Here is a 16,743-nt window from a genome sequence, read left to right as displayed (position 1 = left end):
TCAATGGCACGACGCAGTTCCGTCCGCGTTGCGATCAATGGCTATGGTGTGATCGGCAAGCGCGTCACCGATGCCGTTCGTTTGCAAGATGACATGGAACTCGTCGGCGTCTGCGATGTCGCCAGCGACTGGCGCCTGCGCTCCCTGGACCATAAAGGGATTGCGCTCTATGCGGCTTCCGATGAAGCGCTCCAGGCGATGACGGGATGCGGCCTCACCGTGGCCGGCACTCTCGACGCGCTTCTTGAGAAGGCAGACATCATCATCGACTGCACGCCCAAGCGCGTCGGCGCCGCCAATGTCGCGCGCTATCGCTCGCGCCGCATCAAGTTCATCGTGCATGGTGGCGAGAAGCACGCCGTCACAGGGCACTCCTTCGTTGCGGAAAGCTCCTTCGCGAGCGCGATTGGGCGCGAGTCCACGCGTATCGTATCCTGCAACACCATATCCATTGTGCGTACGCTGGCGGCCTTAAAACGCGCCGGCCTCCTGAAGCGAGCGCGCGGCACGCTGCTCAGGCGCGCCACGGATCCCTGGGAAAGCGACGCGGGCGGGATCATGAACACGCTGGTTCCCGAGTCAGAGATTCCGAGCCATCAAGGACCCGACGCGCGAAGCGTTGATCCGGAGCTCGATGTCGTGACCATGGCCGTGAAGGTGCCGGAAACGCTCGGGCATCTCCACTATTGGGCGGTCCAGCTCACTCGCCCGGCCGAGAAGGAGGAGGTGCTCGAGGCCTTCAGGGCATCCTCGCGCATTGCGCTGATCCGAACCGCGGACGGCCTCACCGCTATCAACACCGTCAAGGAGCTGATGGCCGATCTCGACCGCCCGCGCGACAATCTCTACGAGGTGGCGCTGTGGGAAGACATGTTGCGCGCGGAGGGCGATGAGCTGTTCTACGCCTATATGGTCGATAACCAGGCCATCGTCATTCCCGAGACCATCGACGCGATCCGTGCCCTGACCGAACTCGCATCGGACGCCGACGGCTCGATCGCGCTCACGAACGCCTCCCTCGGCATTCGCCAGCGGTTCTTCTGATACTATGGGCGTCGGTGATCAATCGGGGTCACCCAAGTGATCGCGCGGTTTTTCCAGATCGTCGTCGCGGCATCCTCGCTGATCCTGCTCTATCTCGGCGAACGGCGTCGCGGTGTCAGCGCCGATGCTTCGGCGTTGCCGCTGCGGCTGCGCCAGACGCTCGATGATCTGGGCGCGACCTTCATCAAGATCGGCCAGGCGCTCAGCATGCGGCCCGATCTCTTCCCCGAGCCTTATCTTAGGCAGTTGCGTGACCTGCGCGAGCATGCCCGGCCGTTCTCCGCGCGAGAAGCGCGAGCAGAACTCGAGCATGCCCTTCGTCGCCCGATCGATGAGGTCTTCCGGACATTCGCGAGCGAACCCTTCGCCGCGGCCTCGATCGCCCAGGTCCATCATGCGACCCTGCCTGACGGACAAGACGTGATCGTGAAGATCAGGCGCCCGCATATGCGCGAGCGAATCGACGGAGACATGCGTATTCTCGTTATCGTCGCCCGGCTCGCCGCGGCAGCGGTCCCTGGCCTCCGGCGCTTTCAGCTCGAACGCCTCGTCCGCGAGATTTGGGCCAATCTCGCGCGCGAGACCAACCTTCTCCAGGAAGCCCGCAACATCCGCCGCTTCGGCGATGCCTACAAGCAGCGCTCGGACGTCTATGTGCCCGCCGCGTTCGAAGCGCTGTGCAGCGAGGCGGTCCTTGTCCTAGTGCTGAGCCATGGCCGATCGATCGAGGATCCGATCACCGGGCAGGACGGCCCCCGGATCGCCGGCGTTCTGGTCGATTTCTATCTCGAGCAGCTGCTGAAGACCGGGCTCTTCCATGGTGATCCCCATCCCGGCAACCTGTTCCTGATGGAGGACGGTCGCATCTGCTTTCACGATTTCGGGCTCGTCGGCTATCTCGACCGCTCGACCCGGCGCAACCTTGGGATATTCCTTCAGGCGTTCGTTCAGCAGGACGCCGCGTGGATGCTCGACGCCGCGATCGAGCTCGCGCTGATCGACCGCCGAGCGGAACGAACGCTTTTCGTGCACGGCATTGATGAGATTCTCAGCGACTATTCCTCGCTGCCGCTGAAGGATTGGTCGATCGCGGATGCCTTCCTCAGAGTGATGCGGCTTGGCGATAGCGCCCATGCCGCAGTTCCCTACAACCTCATGGTCCTGGTGCGCGCGCTCTTCCTCATCGAGGGTTGCCTGCGCCGTCTGGATCCGGACTTCAACGTCCTGGACAACCTCATCGCCAAGGGCGAAGCCGCGATCGCCCACACCCTGGGCGGCAGGCCAGATCGTGCTGCGATGGAGCGCCTCAAGACCGAGCTGGCGCTCTCAGTCCAGGATCTGCCCGCGCTCCTAGGAGCGTGGCTGCACCGGGCGTATCAGCAGGGAGGCGAACCCGCCCTCGGCGTGCGATTGGCGCATTCGGAGGAGAGGGAGCGGCGGCTCGATCGGCGCGCGGGGCTCACGGCGCTCGCGCTCCTGTCGGCTGGCCTGCTGGTCGCGTCCGCGCTGCTCGCGCAGGTGCGCATCGGACCTCTGGTGCTGGGGCTGCCGTTGGCGGCCCTGATCGGATTCGCCGTCGCGCTCTGGCTTTGCCTTCGCGTCCTGCGCTTGGCGAACGCACTCTGGCGGCGCTGACGCGCCCGCGCGATCACGCCAGAATGGGCGCGGCGCGCTTCCGCCACATCAGCGCCAGCAGATAGACGGAGATCACCGCGCCGCCAAAGCAAAACACCGAGATATAGGCGTAAGAGAAGAAGACATACGTGACGACCAGGACGCCGGCGACGAGCAGGCCAAACACCTTGATCTCCCAGCTACGCACCAGCAGGAACGGCACGATGACGACGGTGACGTAGATCGCATAAGTCACGGTTCGCGAGACAAGCCCGTCGAGCAGGTTGATGTCCTGGTAGCGTACCGCCCAGCGCAGGAATGTCGTCGTCAGCCAGCCGTCATGGACAAAGTATGGAACGAACTGCAGGCCGCCCAGCATCGCGCCCGCGATGACGAACAGAACGATGACATTCCGGCGCCCGCCACGCTCGAGAAAGTAGGCGGAGACCGGCACCCAGATCGGCCAGGCGATCCAGGTGAAGAACATGTACAGCAGCGAATATTGCGCGACATGATGCGCGTTGCCGGCATGTCCCTCGATCCAGACCAGTCCTTCAACCAGTTGCTGCAACCCAAACAGAAAAGGCAGGGTCGCAAGCATCAGGTAGCGGCGATCCCGGCGCCAGGCCGAAGCGCCGGCTACAGCTCCAGCCGGGATGAGGACGGCCGCGGCGCCGAGACTGACCTCTGCGGATAGGCACATCTCAAGTCGCCCCGACCAGATTGACGGGGCGACCGGCCGCAAAACCTTCGATATTGGCGATCGTGGTCTCTAGGATACGCGCCAGCGCCGCGTCGGTGTTGTAGGCATTGTGGGGTGTGACCAGAACATTCGGAAATCGCAGAAGCACGTGGTTGGCGACCAGCGCCTTGAGATCGGACGTATCGACGGCCCTGTCCTGCCGGAAGATCTCGGCCTCTTCCCGGATGAGCGGCTCCTGAGGCAAGACGTCGAGCCCAGCCGCGCGCAGCCTGCCGTCCGCCAGCGCCCGCACCAGCGCCTCGGAATCGACCACGTTGCCGCGCGCCGTATTGATGAGGATGGCGCCATCCTTCATGACGGCGAATTGCGGTTCGCCGATCAGCCCCACGGTGGTCGGCGATGACGGCACATGCAGCGTCACGACATCCGCGAGCGCCAGGATCTCGTCGAGCGCACCATAGGTGAATCCCAGGCGTGTCGCGGCAGCCGCGTCCTGGATTTGATCGAAGGCGAGCACCTTCATGCCGAAGCCGCGTGCGATCTCGATCGTTCGGCGGCCGATGCGCCCCGTCCCGACGACCGCGATGACCTTGCCGCGCAATTCGAGACCGCGCACGCCGGCCATCGAGAAGCCGCCCCGGCGCGTCAGCGCGACGCTCTCGACAACGTTGCGCGCGAGCGCCAGCAGCAGCGCGAAGGCATGCTCGGCGACGGTCGCATCTCCATAGTCCGGGACATTGGCAATTGCGACGCCGTGTTCTCGGCACGCGGCCAGATCGATATGATCGTATCCCGCCGAGCGGGTCGCTATGAGCTTCAGATCGGGCAATCGGTCGATGATTCTGGCATCAAGACGCGAGGCCACGAACGGGCTGATCACCTCCGCATTCTTGAAGTCATCGACCGTCGAGATGTTGAGCGGAACCGTCGTGCAGCGGACTTCGTGCAGGCGCATCAGTTTTGCGCAAGCCTTCTTTTCCCAATCCTCCGCTTCGAACAGAACAACCCTCATCCATGCTCCTTCTCAACTGTCAGCTCGTCCTTAAACCCCGATCCAACGATGCTGTCGACCACCATCCGTACGACGTCGATTTCCTCCTGCGAGCGCATTGTACCGGCCACGCGCACCTGGCCACCTTCGACATGGAGATCTGGATGACGGCTCAAGACACTCCCGGCCTCCGCGAGGCGGGCGTGCAACGCGCGTCGGACGGCCTCGTCGCCCCTGATTTCGGCATCCGGCCCGGCTGCCGAGATGACCTTGAGCAGGTCCGCCCGGCTCACGATGCCCACCAGCTGCGTGCCGTGCAGCACCGCCAGGCGCTTGATCCGATGAATGCCGAGCAGCATCGCCACCTGCGACAGCGGGGCGTCCTCGCCGATCGTGAGGACCGGGGAAGACATGACCGCACCAACCTTCCAGCTGCGGCTTCGGACATAGGCACGGGCGCGCTCCTGCGGCCCGCCGTCACCGAGTGGGGTTCCAAGCTCGGAGCGGCGCAACAGGTCGCCCTCGGTCACCAGGCCGACCAGGTTCCCGGCGTCATCGAGTACCGGCAGGCCGCTGACATGTTCGGTGAGCATGATCCGCGCGGCGTGCCAGACGCTGTGCTCGGGGCTGATCGTGACCAGCCGGGTCGACATCACATCCCGCACCTGCATCACTTGTCCCCGTCAACGCAGATAGGCTTCGGTCACGTAGCGGCGCATCATCCGATGAGAATTGAAGGACGGGCCGATCTTGCTGATCGCCTGCTTCATCATCCAGACCCAGCGCCCGCGGTCACCGTGATAGAGCGGAAGCACCACGTCCCGCAGCTTGTCGTAAAGCGCGGCCGCATCATTTGCGTCGGCCCCATTGGTGGGGATCGACCAGCCCGTCACGCCGTCGGCGCAGCCCTCGATCCACCAGCCATCTAGCGCGCTGAGATTGAGCACGCCGTTGAGGGCGGCCTTCATGCCGCTGGTGCCGGATGCCTCAAGCGGCGGCAGTGGTGTGTTCAGCCAGACGTCGCAACCGGCCACCAAGGCACCCGCGACGTCGAGATTGTAACCGGGTACGAACGCCGCCGGGATCGCGCCTGCAAGCGCATCGATGTGCGCTCCGAGCGCCCGGATCGCCTCCTGTCCGCCGCCGTCGCTCGGATGCGCGAGGCCGGCCAACACGATCTGGAACGGCTGGACTTTCGCGATTTCGCGCAGCCGGCCCATATCGGAGAAGATCAGTTCGGGGCGCTTGTAGGCGGTCATGCGCCGCGCATATCCGATCAGCGGCAAGTCGGGACGCAATTGTTTCCCCGTCGCCTGAGCGATCCGCGCCAGCAGATCGCTCTTTGCTATCTCGTGCGCCGACCACAGCGCTCCATCTTCGATTTGATCAGCGAAGGCGAGCACTTCCGGCTCGTGCGCCCAGTTCGAAAACTGCTGCTCGAAGAGCCTGGCGATCGCGCCATGCGTCCACCGATGGACATGAACGCCGTTGGTGATCGAGGCGATCGTGTAGCCCGGAAACAGCTTGCGCGTCGTCTCGGCATGCCGGCGCGCAACGCCGTTGACATAGCTGCTGAGGTTGAGCGCCAGCCGCGTCATGTTGAGCTCGTCGGCGCCGGCCAGGTGCGTCAGGACATCGCGTTCGATATAGTCGCCGAGCACGCGCTGCACGAGATCATAATCGAACTTGTCAAACCCAGCTTCCACCGGCGTATGCGTCGTGAACACGCACCGTTCCCGCACGGCTGAAATGTCATAGCCACGCGTCGGGTCAGACCGGTGATCGCCGTCGAGTTGCCGCGTCGCTCGCAGCACGGGCAAGGTCAGAAGCGCCGCATGACCTTCATTGAGATGATATTTCTCGATGCTGAAGCCCAGCACACGCAATACGCCCTGACCGCCGATCCCGAGCACGATCTCCTGCTTCAGCCGATAGGCCTGATCGCCGCCGTAGAGCGCATCGGTGATCCGGCGGTCCTCGACCGCGTTCTGCCCAAGATCGGTGTCGAGCAGCAGGACCGGAATGACCTGTCCAAGCGGGCATTCGAGCGCATGGAGCCAGGGGCGCACCCAAACGGTGCGCCCTTCGATCGATACGGCCACCATCTGCGGCAAGGCCGTCGCAAAGTCTTGCGGCGACCACGGGTCGGGACGGCTGACCTGCGCATGACCGTCGTCGATCTCTTGCCGCACATAGCCCTGTCGGCTCACGAGCGTGACGAACACCATCGGCAAATCAAGATCGGCGGCCGAGTGGGCCGAGTCCCCGGCCAGCACGCCGAGCCCTCCGCTGTACGTATGCATCTCGGTGCGAAGTGCGATTTCCATCGAGAAATAGGCAAACCGCGCCCGCCGGATCGATCGATCGAGAAAATCCAAGAGTGCATCCCCGGCATAAGGCTAGTCCGCTCGTCGGCGCCGCTCGCGCGATCGACGGATTATTTCTTCTTCTTGGCAGCTGCTGCGGCCTCACCCGTCGCCTCGGGCTCAGCACCCTCCCCGACGATCTCGGTTTCAGCCCGCAGCCAGTGCTCCAGATCGTGTCCCTCCGGACACCCCTCATGCACCCAGATCTCATACGCCCGCAGCTCGATCTTCGGTCGAAGGACTTCTTGCTCGGTAGTGGCCTGCGCTTCGGACATGATCGTCGTGCTCCTTCTTCGAGATCGGACCTCATTTGACGCCCGAAAGAGTGGACGCGAGAGGGCCGGTCATCGTTGATGGATGTTAAAGATCACCGCAGCCGCTGCATCTTTCAGTATCGTGCGAAGACCTGCCGCGCGTTTGCACCGAAGAGCACCACGTCGTAGCGCTCCGATGGACCAGCCATTTCCATGCCGGGAGAACCGACAGGCATGCCGGCGACCGCAAGGCCTGTCGCGGTCGGCCGTTCGGCCAGAACCCGCAAGATTTCCTGTGCTGGAACATGCCCCTCGATCACGTAGCCCCCGACCATCGCCGTGTGACACGATTGCAGATCGTTCGGCACGCCGAGCCGCGCCTTGAGAGGCGCAAGATCGTCAACAAGCTTCTCCTCGACCGAAAAGCCTGCCTGACGCAAATGGGCGACCCAGGCGGAGCAGCAGCCGCAGCTCGGCGAGCGCGTCACCTCGATCGAGGCGCTCGCAGCCGACGCGGATGTGATGCCGAGCGTGACGAATGACGCCCCAAGCCCTGCGGCAAGGCTGATGAGATTCCGGCGGTTGACGTTCACGCTGGTCTCCTCCGATTCTGACGAGAATAAGTTTGAAACGCGATCATGGCGCCGCATCGATGGCGCCACGCGAGCGTCGCGGCTTGGCGACCTCGCCCTGTTCAAGATCCGCGAGGATCGGGCAGTCGGGCCGGTTGTCTCCCGAGCAGCACGACGCCAGATGCTCCAGCGTCGCCGCCATGTCCTCCATCTCCTGGATGCGACGGCGCAGGTCGGCAATGCGGGCGAGCGCGATCCGCTTCACATCGGCGCTTTGCCGGCTGCGATCGCGCCAGAGCTGCAACAGCTCCTCGATCTCCGCCATCGAGAAGCCGAGGTCGCGCGAGCGCCGCACGAAACGCAGCATATGCACGTCGGTCGTCGAGTAGTCGCGATAGCCGGCGGTCGTCCTGCCGGCCTTGGGGATCAGACCGCTCTGCTCATAGTAACGGATCATCTTGGCGCTGACGCCGGAAGCGCTCGCCGCCTCGCCGATATTCATGCTGCGCTCCTTTCCAACGCCCCAGAAGAGCGCGACGCATTCGGTATCCCCTCGCCCGATGTGGGGTGCGCGCCAGGCGCGGCTGGCGGCCGAAAACGGCGCAGCCGCAAAGCATTGCCAAGCACGAACACGCTCGACAGCGCCATCGCACCTGCGGCCAGCACCGGCGACAGCAGGATTCCGAAGGCCGGGTAGAGCACGCCAGCGGCGATCGGAATGAGCAGGACGTTATAGGCGAACGCCCAGAACAGGTTCTGCCGGATGTTGCCGATCGTGGCTTTCGACAGGGCAAAGGCATCGGCAACGCCTTTAAGATTGCCCGACATCAACACCACGTCCGCCGCCTCGATCGCAACGTCGGTGCCGGTGCCGACCGCGAGGCCGACATCCGCTTCGGCGAGCGCCGGCGCATCGTTGATGCCGTCGCCGACGAAGGCCAGCTGGCCATAGGTTTGCTTCAACCGACGCACCGCTTCGACCTTGCCCTCCGGCGGCACCTCCGCGACGACCTCGTCGATGCCGAGCTGGCGGGCGATGGCGCTGGCGGTGCGCGCATTGTCGCCGGTGACCATCGCGACCTTCAGGCCAAGCCTATGCAAGCCCGCGATCGCGTCCAGGCTCGAGCCTTTGATCGGATCGGCGACCGCGATGATCGCGGCGAGCTTGCCGCCGATCACGGCATAGAGCGGCGACTTGCCCTCGTCGGCGAGCCGGCTGGCGGTCGCCGCAAACGGTACGACATCGAAGCCGAGCGAGCGCATATAGCGGTCGGCTCCAATCTCAACTCGAATCCCTCCGGCCTCCGCGCTGACACCGAAGCCGGTGACGGACTCGAACCGGCTCACCTCCGGGAGGCGAAGCCCCTCATGCGTTGCCGCGTCCACGATCGCCCGCGCGATCGGATGTTCGGATTTCGCCTCCACCGCGGCGACGCGCGCGAGCACGTCACCGCGGGTGAACCCGTCGGCCACGCCGAGATCGGTGAGGACCGGGTGGCCCTCCGTCACCGTGCCCGTCTTGTCGATGGCGACAACGCGGGCGTCCTTCAGCGATTGCAACGCCGCGCCCTGCCGAAACAGGACCCCCATTTCGGCACCACGTCCGGTACCGACCATGATCGAGGTCGGTGTTGCGAGCCCCATTGCGCAGGGGCAGGCAATGATGAGAACGGCAACCGCGTTGACCACGGCGAACGACAACGCCGGATCCGGCCCGAAGATGAGCCAGATGACGAATGTCGCCGTCGCCACAGCCATGACCGCCGGCACGAACCACATCGTCACCCGATCCACCAGCGCCTGGATCGGAAGCTTCGAGCCCTGCGCCTGCTCGACCATACGAATGATCTGCGCGAGCACGGTCGCATCGCCCACCGCGCTCGCCTTGATGGTCAGCGCGCCTTTCTGGTTGACCGTTCCACCGACGACGCTGCTGCCCGCTTCCTTGGCCACCGGGATCGGCTCGCCGGTGATCATCGATTCATCGATATAGCTTGCGCCCTGAAGCACCTCGCCGTCGATCGGCACGCGTTCGCCGGGCCGAACCTCGACCAGGTCACCCGCTGCCACCTCGGCTACGTCGAGGTCGACCATGGCACCGTCGCGTCGGACATGCGCGATCCTCGGCTGCAAGCCGACCAGGCGCTGGATCGCCTCGGACGTGCGTCCCTTGGCGCGCGCTTCGAGAAAGCGACCGAGCAGGATCAACGTCACGATCACCGCGGCGGCTTCGTAATAGATGTTGACGGTGCCAGGCGGCAGAAGGTTCGGCGCAAAAGTCGCGACGAGCGAATAGAGATAGGCTGCGAGTGTGCCGACGGCGACCAGCGAGCTCATATCGGGGGCCAGCCGCGCCAGGGCCGGCAGGCCCTTCGCGTAGAACCGCCGTCCGGGGACGAACAGGACCAACGTCGTCAGCGCGAACTGGATGGTCCAGCTCGCCTGCATGCCGATGGTGCGCATGATCAGGTCGTGGATCGCCGGAACGAGGTGGGAGCCCATCTCCAGCACAACGATGGGCGCGGTCAGCGACGCTGCGACGCCGAGATCCCGCTTCAGCGCGATGGCCTCCGCCTCCTTGCGCGCGGCGGTCGCCGCATCGGGGGCGCCTGCGTTCACCACGCGCGCGTCGTAGCCGGCATCCTCCACGGCCTTGACCAGGAGAGCCGCGTCGATCAATCCCTCGACGGTCGCGCGCTCGGTGGCCAGGTTGACCCGCGCTGCCGCCACGCCCGGAACGGACGCAAGCGCCCGCTCCACCCGCGCAACGCAGGAGGCGCAGGTCATGCCTTCGATGGCGAGCTCCGTCCGGGTCGCCGGAACGGCGTAGCCGGCCTCCTCGATCGCGTTGACCAAGGCCCCATAGGCGATCCGGCCGGAGCCCGTCACCTCTGCCTTCTCGGTCGCGAGATTGACGCTGGCGCTTTCGACGCCGGGCACCGACTTCAGCGCCTTTTCCACACGCCCCACGCAGGATGCGCAGCTCATGCCTTCGACCGGCAAGATCATCGGGCTTCGGGCGGCGGAGCCGTTCCTGACGGGCGCATTCATGGCGATATCCTTCCGCAACTGATGCTTATCTGAAGCGGAAGGTGGGGCTTCCAGCCGTGGGAAGGTCAAGACCAAAAAAAGATTTGGCCGCCCCTTGACCTTCCCACGCTGGAAACCGCCATCTGAACGAGCATGAGAGCCAAAAGGAGATCCTCATGCAGTTCCACATCAAGAACATGACCTGCGGCGGCTGCGCCCGCAGCGTCACCAAGGCGATCCAGAGCGTGGACGCCCAGGCCAAGGTCACCATCGATCCCAACACCCGCAAGGTCGACGTGGCCTCCCCGCGACCGCGCGCCGACTTCGAGGCAGCGTTGCAGCGCGCCGGCTATCCGGCCGCGGCCGCCGCTTGACACCAAAAGGCGCGGCCCGGCCCGCCGCCGGGCCGCGCTCTCCCGACCTCTCGGTGATCCCGCCGGCGCGGGATCGTTGCTCATCGCCCGCGATCCGTCGCGCCGAGCCGCCGATTGCCGGAAACATTCATCCTTTCAGCGCGTTCTTTTGCTGCGCCACAACCACGACGGCTGACGTGACATAAAACAAAACAGAAGGGGCAACGGCCGATGGACCAAACCAGTCATCAGCAGGGACATCATCACTCTGGTGCGCGCGCATACTGGATGCTCGGCCTCAATCTGCTGTTGAGCCTGATCGTCATGTATCTCGTGATGTACACCATGATCGATGGCTGGCGCGATTATCGCAACAACATCAATATGCTCTACATGTCACTCACCATGTGGGCGCCGATGGGCATCCTGATGATCGTCACAATGGGCGGCATGTATGAAGATGCGCGAATGAACATTGTACTTTATGCCGTCTTTGCAGTGGTGACACTCGGCTCGTTTTGGGCCACGCGCAGCCAGGCATTGGTCGATGACCGCCAATTCATTCAATCCATGGTCCCCCACCATTCCGGTGCAATCCTGATGTGCCGCGAGGCCAAACTGCAGGACCCGGAACTGGTCAAGCTCTGCGAGGAGATCTCGCAGGGGCAGCGCCGTGAAATAGAACAGATGAACGCGATCGCCGCCCGCCTGCGCTGAAGGGTGCGTGCCTGCCGGCGACTGCTAACAGTCAATCAGCCCTCGTCGTCATCATTGCGCTCGCTCGATGCGGCGCGGGCCGCGCGCGTGCAGGTGACGACGAGGCGCCGGTCTCCCCGGCCTTTGCAGTCGACCTTGAAGACGGAAATCGCGTCCGACCTGTACGTCTCCTCGATGTTTGCCACCGGACATCGCGCCGCCAGCAGCGTTGCGCTCAACTGCGCATCGCTCGCAGCTGCCGCGTCGATCATCGCCGCCGATAGGAGGGTGGTTGCAACGTATGACATAATCTTCTTCATGGCATGTCTTCAAGAAGGGCCGGCTTGTCCTGCAGTGATCCACTGGGGGATGCAGGCATGGCGTCTCACCCGCCGCACGCGCACGACGGAAGCCGTGAGCACCGAAACGTAAGACAACCAGACCGGACGACGTGTGAAAGCAGTTGCGCACCACTTGGAGTGGCGCGCGATGGAAAGCTATGGGCGGACGTGCGCGGCGCCACGCGGTGGGCGTTCAAACTCCACCGGCCCGAGGCCGGCGCCATCTTCATCAGGCGCCCGCAGGCGTGCTTTCACATCCCGAAGCAATAGGACGGCCTGGTTTGGAAGGAGCGGAGCCCACAGACTGCAAGTCGCGCTGGCGCACTGATGAACGTGAACCGCCTGATCGAAGTGCCCGAGCCCCGCGTCGTCCGCCGCGACCAAATGGACCGCTGGGTGTGCCAACGATCGAGCCGTGACCTCGATCTGCACCGACGCGAGCGCAAACAACCCGATCCATACGACGAGAAACCAGCTCACCAGCCGGCGTTCTCCAATAGTCGGTCGCGCGATGCCAAGCGACAACAATCCAGCCTCGATAGATTCGCAAACATCATCGAGTATTGCGACGGCTATGTCGGGAGTGCGGCAAACCCGGGCGGTGGCAGCCGCAACGGTAAAACCAGCTACAGCGGCGGTGGCACGGCGCGAGTGGACGTCGCCCTCACGCGGTGTCGGATGGCGGCCGCACGCGACGCCCGGCCGGACAGGAGGGCGCGGAAAGCCCTATGCCCCGCCCTTCAGGGACGTAGCCAAGCTCATCGCAGAGATCCCGAAAGGCCACCCGCCGGCGCTCCTTTTCAAGCTCTGCGCTGTCGCAGCGCCGCTCGTGATCCTTGTCGGTAAGACCTTCTGGCCGACACATGGGGCATGAGGCCATATGCACGACCTTCTCCCACGCCGCCAGCGCCTCGACATAGGCGCGATGAGCCGCGACCGTCTGCGACTCCAGGGACGATTCGTGCCCTCCGTCCTGAACCACTCGATGCTCCCCAGTGGGATCGTGTCTGCGGTACGCCCCCGCAAACGAACCCTCTCTGACTCTTGGTGATCGGGGAGTTCGAAACCGTGCTAGACGGCCCTGTGGCCTTTAGTTCGGGAAGAACCTGTTGCATACGCCACAGGCTCCCCGACCATAAGGTCAAGGAGTTTGATGCCGTAACGGCCGGCACCAACCGCTAGCAGGGGTTTCGACGCCCCAGGGCAGCGCGTACTGCCCCATACGACTCATAACCGCTCGTTCGAGCGGCTTCTAGATGGTTTTCGTAAAGCTTCGCTTGCGACCACAGGATTGGGCGTCTCCCTTCGGGGCCGGGCTGGCGGCTGCGCGGAAGCCCCGCGGGCGGGTCTTCCCCCATTCGGGCAGCCATCCCTGACGCACATCGCGTGAATGAATTCGAAGGAGGCTCCCCCTTAAGCGCCACGCCCGTGACATCTGCCTCGTCGCTCAGAAGGTCCCGCCACAGGTCCGCCCAACTCATCGACGCCCTATCTCGCCGCCGGCGAAGCTCGAAAAGAGGATGTCAGGCTCGCCCAACAGCAAGATCCATGGTCCCGGCTCGCTGAGCCGGGGTGATGCCGCTGGCGCGATGCCCGATGCAAGGGAGGCTGCGCCGCGGCCGCGATCCCATTTTGAGAAGACTTGTCAACGCGCCCTTGCATCCGGCACGCTTCGCGGCGGGCGGATGGCAGTGCCGTCGCCAAAGGGCAACGGAGGGTCAGCTACAGAAAGGACCAGGCGGGAAGCGCGCCAGGTAAAGGATCATGGAGAAAAGCGAAATCGAAGAGTTGCGAGCCAAGGTGGGTTGCGCCGCGCTGCTCCAGCAGGGCGGTTGGAAGGTCGATTTGAAAGAAAGCACGCGGCGTGCCGTCAAGTACCGTCGCGATTCCCAGATCATTATCGTCATTCACAACGATCGCGGCTGGTTCGATCCCTTGTCGACCGCGAAGGGTGACGTGTTTGATTTGGCCGGGCATCTGGGCGCGCATAGCTTTCCGCAAGCCTGCGAACGCATCGCCGCGCTTGTCGGGTTTGTGCCGAGCCCGCCTGCATGGGAGCGTGAGGTCCGGTCCACGCCGCTCGCGGCGGTAGCCGATCGCTGGCACCGGCGGGCCATCCCACGGCTCGGCTCCCAGGCTTGGCGCTACCTCACCGAGGTGCGCGGCATACCCGACACGATTGTGATCGCCGCCCTCGGACAGGGCGCACTCCGCGAGGGCCCTCGCGGCAGCATATGGGCGGCTCACTGCAACGACGATGGCACTCTGCTTGGCTGGGAAGAGCGTGGCCCTGAGTGGCGCGGTTTCGCGACCGGCGGTGCGAAGGACCTGTTTCGGCTGGGTCCTTCGGCAGCGCCAAGGATCTGCATCACCGAGGCAGCGATCGACGCCATGAGCCTGGCGGCGATCCAGGTTCTGCGGCCAGACACGCTCTATGTCAGCACCGGCGGCGGCTGGTCGCCCGCCAGTGAGGAAGCCATTCGCCGCCTGGCCAGTAGGCCGAATGCTCGTCTTGTCGGCGCGACCGATAACAATCGGCAGGGCGAGGTTTATGCGGAACGCATCCGGCAGATCGCTGCCGAGACCGGCGCCTCCTACGCGCGAGCGCGCCCGCGCGCCGGCGATTGGAACGAAGACCTGCTCGTGCTTCTCGGCCGACTTGCACAAGAGCCCCTCGCGGCGGCCGGCTGATCATCCGAGGTTGCGAACCGGCGGCGGAAATCAGCCGGGTCCGATTTGCGCGGATATGAGATGAAGGCGAGAAGCCGAGGGCCGGACAGGAAATGGGTGAGCGCTGCCGCATGCCCGGCCGGCGCGTAAAGGGAGGCTCCGCCCGCTGCGCGGCCCTTGACCCGCCGGACCGGAGAAGCGGCTGCCCCGAAGGTGTCTTCAACACCCGAAGGGAAGGACGGCTCACCATGCCCATCTACACGATCGAGACCACCTACCACCTGCCGGTCTACCGCCACCGCTCCTATGAGGCGCCAAGCCTTGCCGAGGCCTGCCGCCTCGCGATCGAGGACGATGATTGGGAGGCGGAAACGCGCGACTATGAATCCGCCGGCGAAACCTATGTCACGGGCGCCTGGGACGGCCCCGACTGCGCCTATAGCGGCCCGGCGCTGCCCGTGCCGTCGCATTTCGACGAGACCGTGCAGCGCAAGGCGGATCATTTCGAGATCCTGCTCGGCCTGGTCAAGGTCCTGGCCGGTGCGGGCGATGCGAAGCAGAGCGCTTATTGGGTCGAACGTGCCGCCTCAGCCGTCGCCAAGGCGGAGGCGATCCTTTCCGGCGCCCGCGACCCCGATCCGGATGCGCCGATGCCGCGGCCGCATATCCTGCTCTCCTTCGACGAGAGCGAGGTGCGCGCAACGATTGGCGAAATTATCGCCGGCGACGAGACTTTCGCGACACTCTCGGCCGATGCGATCGGCGACGATGATATCCATGCTGCTTGCGTCGCTGTCGCCGCCGCCGCCGACCTGTCGGAAGGGCGCGGCTCAGTGGTGTTCAGGGCCGCGCTGGCCGCGATCCGGTCGGTCGCGCGGCGCGCGATGGAAGGAAGGAAAGAAGGGGAACGGGGAAAGGAGAAATGACGTGCCGCATGCCCGGCCGGCGCGTCAAGGGAGGCTTCGCCCGCTTCGCGGCCCTTGACCCGCCGGACCGGAGAGGCGGCCGCGAAGGAGGGGTCAGAAGGGCTGAAGAGAATGGCGAACCGGAAGGGGGAGCCGCGCTCCGGCCCGACGAGGCTGAAAGGAGCTCACCATGACCCCCTCTTCGATCCGCAAGGTCTATCAAGGCGCTGCCGACCGCCGGCAGATGTTTCGCATGTTCGATCGGCACAAGCAGCGACCGAACCACACAGACGATGACGCGGCCGCGCTTTACGCGGGCGAGTGGTTCGAGATCGGTGCAGCCGAGCACGACTACATGTTCGAGATCCTGCCGCCGCTGTGGATGCGCGGCGATATGTTCGCGATGCGCGAATTCCTCACCGGCAACATCACGAGCGTGTTCTTCGAACTGAGGATCGACGGCCGCGTCCGCTATTTTCACGCCTATTGCGATCTTGGCGACCGGAAGTCGCCCGAGCGTATGCGCGCCGCGATCGTCGAGCGGGAGTCGCGCCCGGTCCGAGCCATGACGCGCGAGGAACGCCTCGAGCACATCTGGTCGAGCACGCACGATCCCTATCGGGGCTATGCCGACTGGCGCTTCCCCGCCGCAGAGCGCGGCAAGCGCATTGTCATCGTCTACGGCCAGGATCGGAGCCATGACTTCCGGCTGCTCGACCGACTGACCGACGCGGATATCGCCGTGAAGCTTCCGGTGCATCTGCGCTACCTGCCCGACGCGATCGCCGCATAGGTGCCGCGATGTTCACCTTCTCCGTGACGGCAGTCCATGCCGCGATCACGCGCGGGCGCATCGACGCCCTCATGAATGGCGGCTTCCGCAATCCGCACTACGGCCTTGCGCCCGGCAAGGATGAAAAGCCCGGCGTCTGGCTGGTCGGCGACGAAGGCGTCTACATCATGTCCAACGGCAAGCTCGCCGAAGGGCAACGCTCCCTCGTCGTCTATGCCGAGGAGTGCGATCCGAAAACCAACCCCGACTACTGGCACTACAAGCGCCAGTATTTCGGCGGCGATGACGGCATCGATTTTCTCGACGCCGAAATGCTCGTGCGGCTGATCGGGGCAATGCCCTTGGCCACGCACCTCATGATCACGATGACCGACGACAGCATGTCGATCACGCCGATCCGTCGCTGACCTC

General features: G+C 64.7%; 18 protein-coding genes. 8 read left to right on the top strand and 10 right to left on the bottom strand.

Annotation, left to right across the window (positions count from 1 at the left end; translation table 11 throughout):
• The first annotated feature begins 3 nt into the window (after positions 1-3).
• Together ABMA32_RS23005 and ABMA32_RS23000 are read left to right on the top strand one after the other, a co-directional pair.
• Positions 4-1,044 (top strand): type II glyceraldehyde-3-phosphate dehydrogenase, encoded by a 1,041-nt coding sequence (locus tag ABMA32_RS23005; protein ID WP_349016086.1) that lies wholly within the window; start codon positions 4-6, stop codon positions 1,042-1,044.
• 36 nt (positions 1,045-1,080) lie between these two features.
• Positions 1,081-2,679, top strand: a complete 1,599-nt coding sequence (locus ABMA32_RS23000; protein ID WP_349016085.1) for an ABC1 kinase family protein — start codon at positions 1,081-1,083, stop codon at positions 2,677-2,679.
• A 13-nt stretch (positions 2,680-2,692) separates the two neighbouring features.
• Here ABMA32_RS23000 and ABMA32_RS22995 read toward each other — a convergent pair whose 3' ends face one another.
• From ABMA32_RS22995 to ABMA32_RS22960, 8 genes are all read right to left on the bottom strand, one after another.
• A complete protein-coding gene (locus ABMA32_RS22995) occupies positions 2,693-3,361 on the bottom strand; it encodes a DUF6629 family protein (protein ID WP_349016084.1) in 669 nt (222 codons plus the stop codon).
• A gap of 1 nt (position 3,362) precedes the next feature.
• Positions 3,363-4,373 (bottom strand): hydroxyacid dehydrogenase, encoded by a 1,011-nt coding sequence (locus ABMA32_RS22990; RefSeq protein WP_349016083.1) that lies wholly within the window; start codon positions 4,371-4,373, stop codon positions 3,363-3,365.
• Complete coding sequence (locus tag ABMA32_RS22985) at positions 4,370-5,023, bottom strand: CBS domain-containing protein (RefSeq protein ID WP_349016082.1); 654 nt, start codon at positions 5,021-5,023, stop codon at positions 4,370-4,372. The genes ABMA32_RS22990 and ABMA32_RS22985 overlap by 4 nt, the downstream gene beginning before the upstream one ends.
• A gap of 12 nt (positions 5,024-5,035) precedes the next feature.
• Positions 5,036-6,730, bottom strand: a complete 1,695-nt coding sequence (gene glgP, locus ABMA32_RS22980; protein WP_349016081.1) for an alpha-glucan family phosphorylase — start codon at positions 6,728-6,730, stop codon at positions 5,036-5,038.
• Between the two features lie 59 nt (positions 6,731-6,789).
• Positions 6,790-6,993, bottom strand: coding sequence for a DUF2934 domain-containing protein (locus ABMA32_RS22975; RefSeq protein ID WP_349016080.1), 204 nt, complete (start codon positions 6,991-6,993; stop codon positions 6,790-6,792).
• Positions 6,994-7,106: 113 nt separating this feature from the next.
• Entirely contained in the window at positions 7,107-7,565 is a 459-nt protein-coding gene (locus ABMA32_RS22970; RefSeq protein WP_349016079.1) for a DUF411 domain-containing protein, read from the bottom strand.
• Positions 7,566-7,608: 43 nt separating this feature from the next.
• The gene (gene cueR / locus ABMA32_RS22965; protein WP_349016078.1) at positions 7,609-8,046 is read right to left on the bottom strand and encodes a Cu(I)-responsive transcriptional regulator; all 438 of its coding nucleotides are present in this window, start codon (positions 8,044-8,046) and stop codon (positions 7,609-7,611) included.
• Positions 8,043-10,595 carry a heavy metal translocating P-type ATPase gene (locus ABMA32_RS22960; RefSeq protein WP_349016077.1) on the bottom strand — a complete coding sequence of 851 codons (2,553 nt, stop codon included), beginning with the start codon at positions 10,593-10,595 and terminating at the stop codon, positions 8,043-8,045. Before ABMA32_RS22960 ends, cueR begins: the two co-directional genes overlap by 4 nt.
• Before the next feature lie 155 nt (positions 10,596-10,750).
• Here ABMA32_RS22960 and ABMA32_RS22955 point away from each other — a divergent pair, with 155 nt between their 5' ends.
• Together ABMA32_RS22955 and ABMA32_RS22950 are read left to right on the top strand one after the other, a co-directional pair.
• Positions 10,751-10,948: a heavy-metal-associated domain-containing protein gene (locus tag ABMA32_RS22955; protein WP_349016076.1), complete on the top strand. Its 198-nt coding sequence runs from the start codon at positions 10,751-10,753 to the stop codon at positions 10,946-10,948.
• Between the two features lie 210 nt (positions 10,949-11,158).
• Positions 11,159-11,644 (top strand): DUF305 domain-containing protein, encoded by a 486-nt coding sequence (locus tag ABMA32_RS22950; protein WP_349016075.1) that lies wholly within the window; start codon positions 11,159-11,161, stop codon positions 11,642-11,644.
• 35 nt (positions 11,645-11,679) lie between these two features.
• Here the strand turns inward: ABMA32_RS22950 and ABMA32_RS22945 are convergent, their stop codons facing one another.
• Positions 11,680-11,943, bottom strand: coding sequence for a hypothetical protein (locus tag ABMA32_RS22945; RefSeq protein ID WP_349016074.1), 264 nt, complete (start codon positions 11,941-11,943; stop codon positions 11,680-11,682).
• Positions 11,944-12,628: 685 nt separating this feature from the next.
• Positions 12,629-12,946, bottom strand: a complete 318-nt coding sequence (locus ABMA32_RS22940) for a hypothetical protein (protein ID WP_349016073.1) — start codon at positions 12,944-12,946, stop codon at positions 12,629-12,631.
• A gap of 782 nt (positions 12,947-13,728) precedes the next feature.
• Here ABMA32_RS22940 and ABMA32_RS22935 point away from each other — a divergent pair.
• The 4 genes from ABMA32_RS22935 (at position 13,729) to ABMA32_RS22920 (ending at position 16,739) form a co-directional block, all read left to right on the top strand.
• Complete coding sequence (locus tag ABMA32_RS22935) at positions 13,729-14,655, top strand: DUF3991 and toprim domain-containing protein (RefSeq protein ID WP_349016072.1); 927 nt, start codon at positions 13,729-13,731, stop codon at positions 14,653-14,655.
• A gap of 227 nt (positions 14,656-14,882) precedes the next feature.
• Positions 14,883-15,560: a hypothetical protein gene (locus ABMA32_RS22930; RefSeq protein WP_349016071.1), complete on the top strand. Its 678-nt coding sequence runs from the start codon at positions 14,883-14,885 to the stop codon at positions 15,558-15,560.
• A 169-nt stretch (positions 15,561-15,729) separates the two neighbouring features.
• The gene (locus ABMA32_RS22925) at positions 15,730-16,332 is read left to right on the top strand and encodes a DUF1419 domain-containing protein (RefSeq protein WP_349016070.1); all 603 of its coding nucleotides are present in this window, start codon (positions 15,730-15,732) and stop codon (positions 16,330-16,332) included.
• Positions 16,333-16,340: 8 nt separating this feature from the next.
• Positions 16,341-16,739 (top strand): DUF3085 domain-containing protein, encoded by a 399-nt coding sequence (locus tag ABMA32_RS22920; RefSeq protein WP_349016069.1) that lies wholly within the window; start codon positions 16,341-16,343, stop codon positions 16,737-16,739.
• Positions 16,740-16,743: the final 4 nt, after the last annotated feature.

This window comes from Mesorhizobium quangtriensis (genome assembly GCF_040081925.1).
Lineage (GTDB): Bacteria > Pseudomonadota > Alphaproteobacteria > Rhizobiales > Rhizobiaceae > Mesorhizobium_K > Mesorhizobium_K quangtriensis.
The sequence above is the reverse complement of the archived record's forward strand: the minus strand, read 5'-3'. Positions and strand labels throughout refer to the sequence as shown.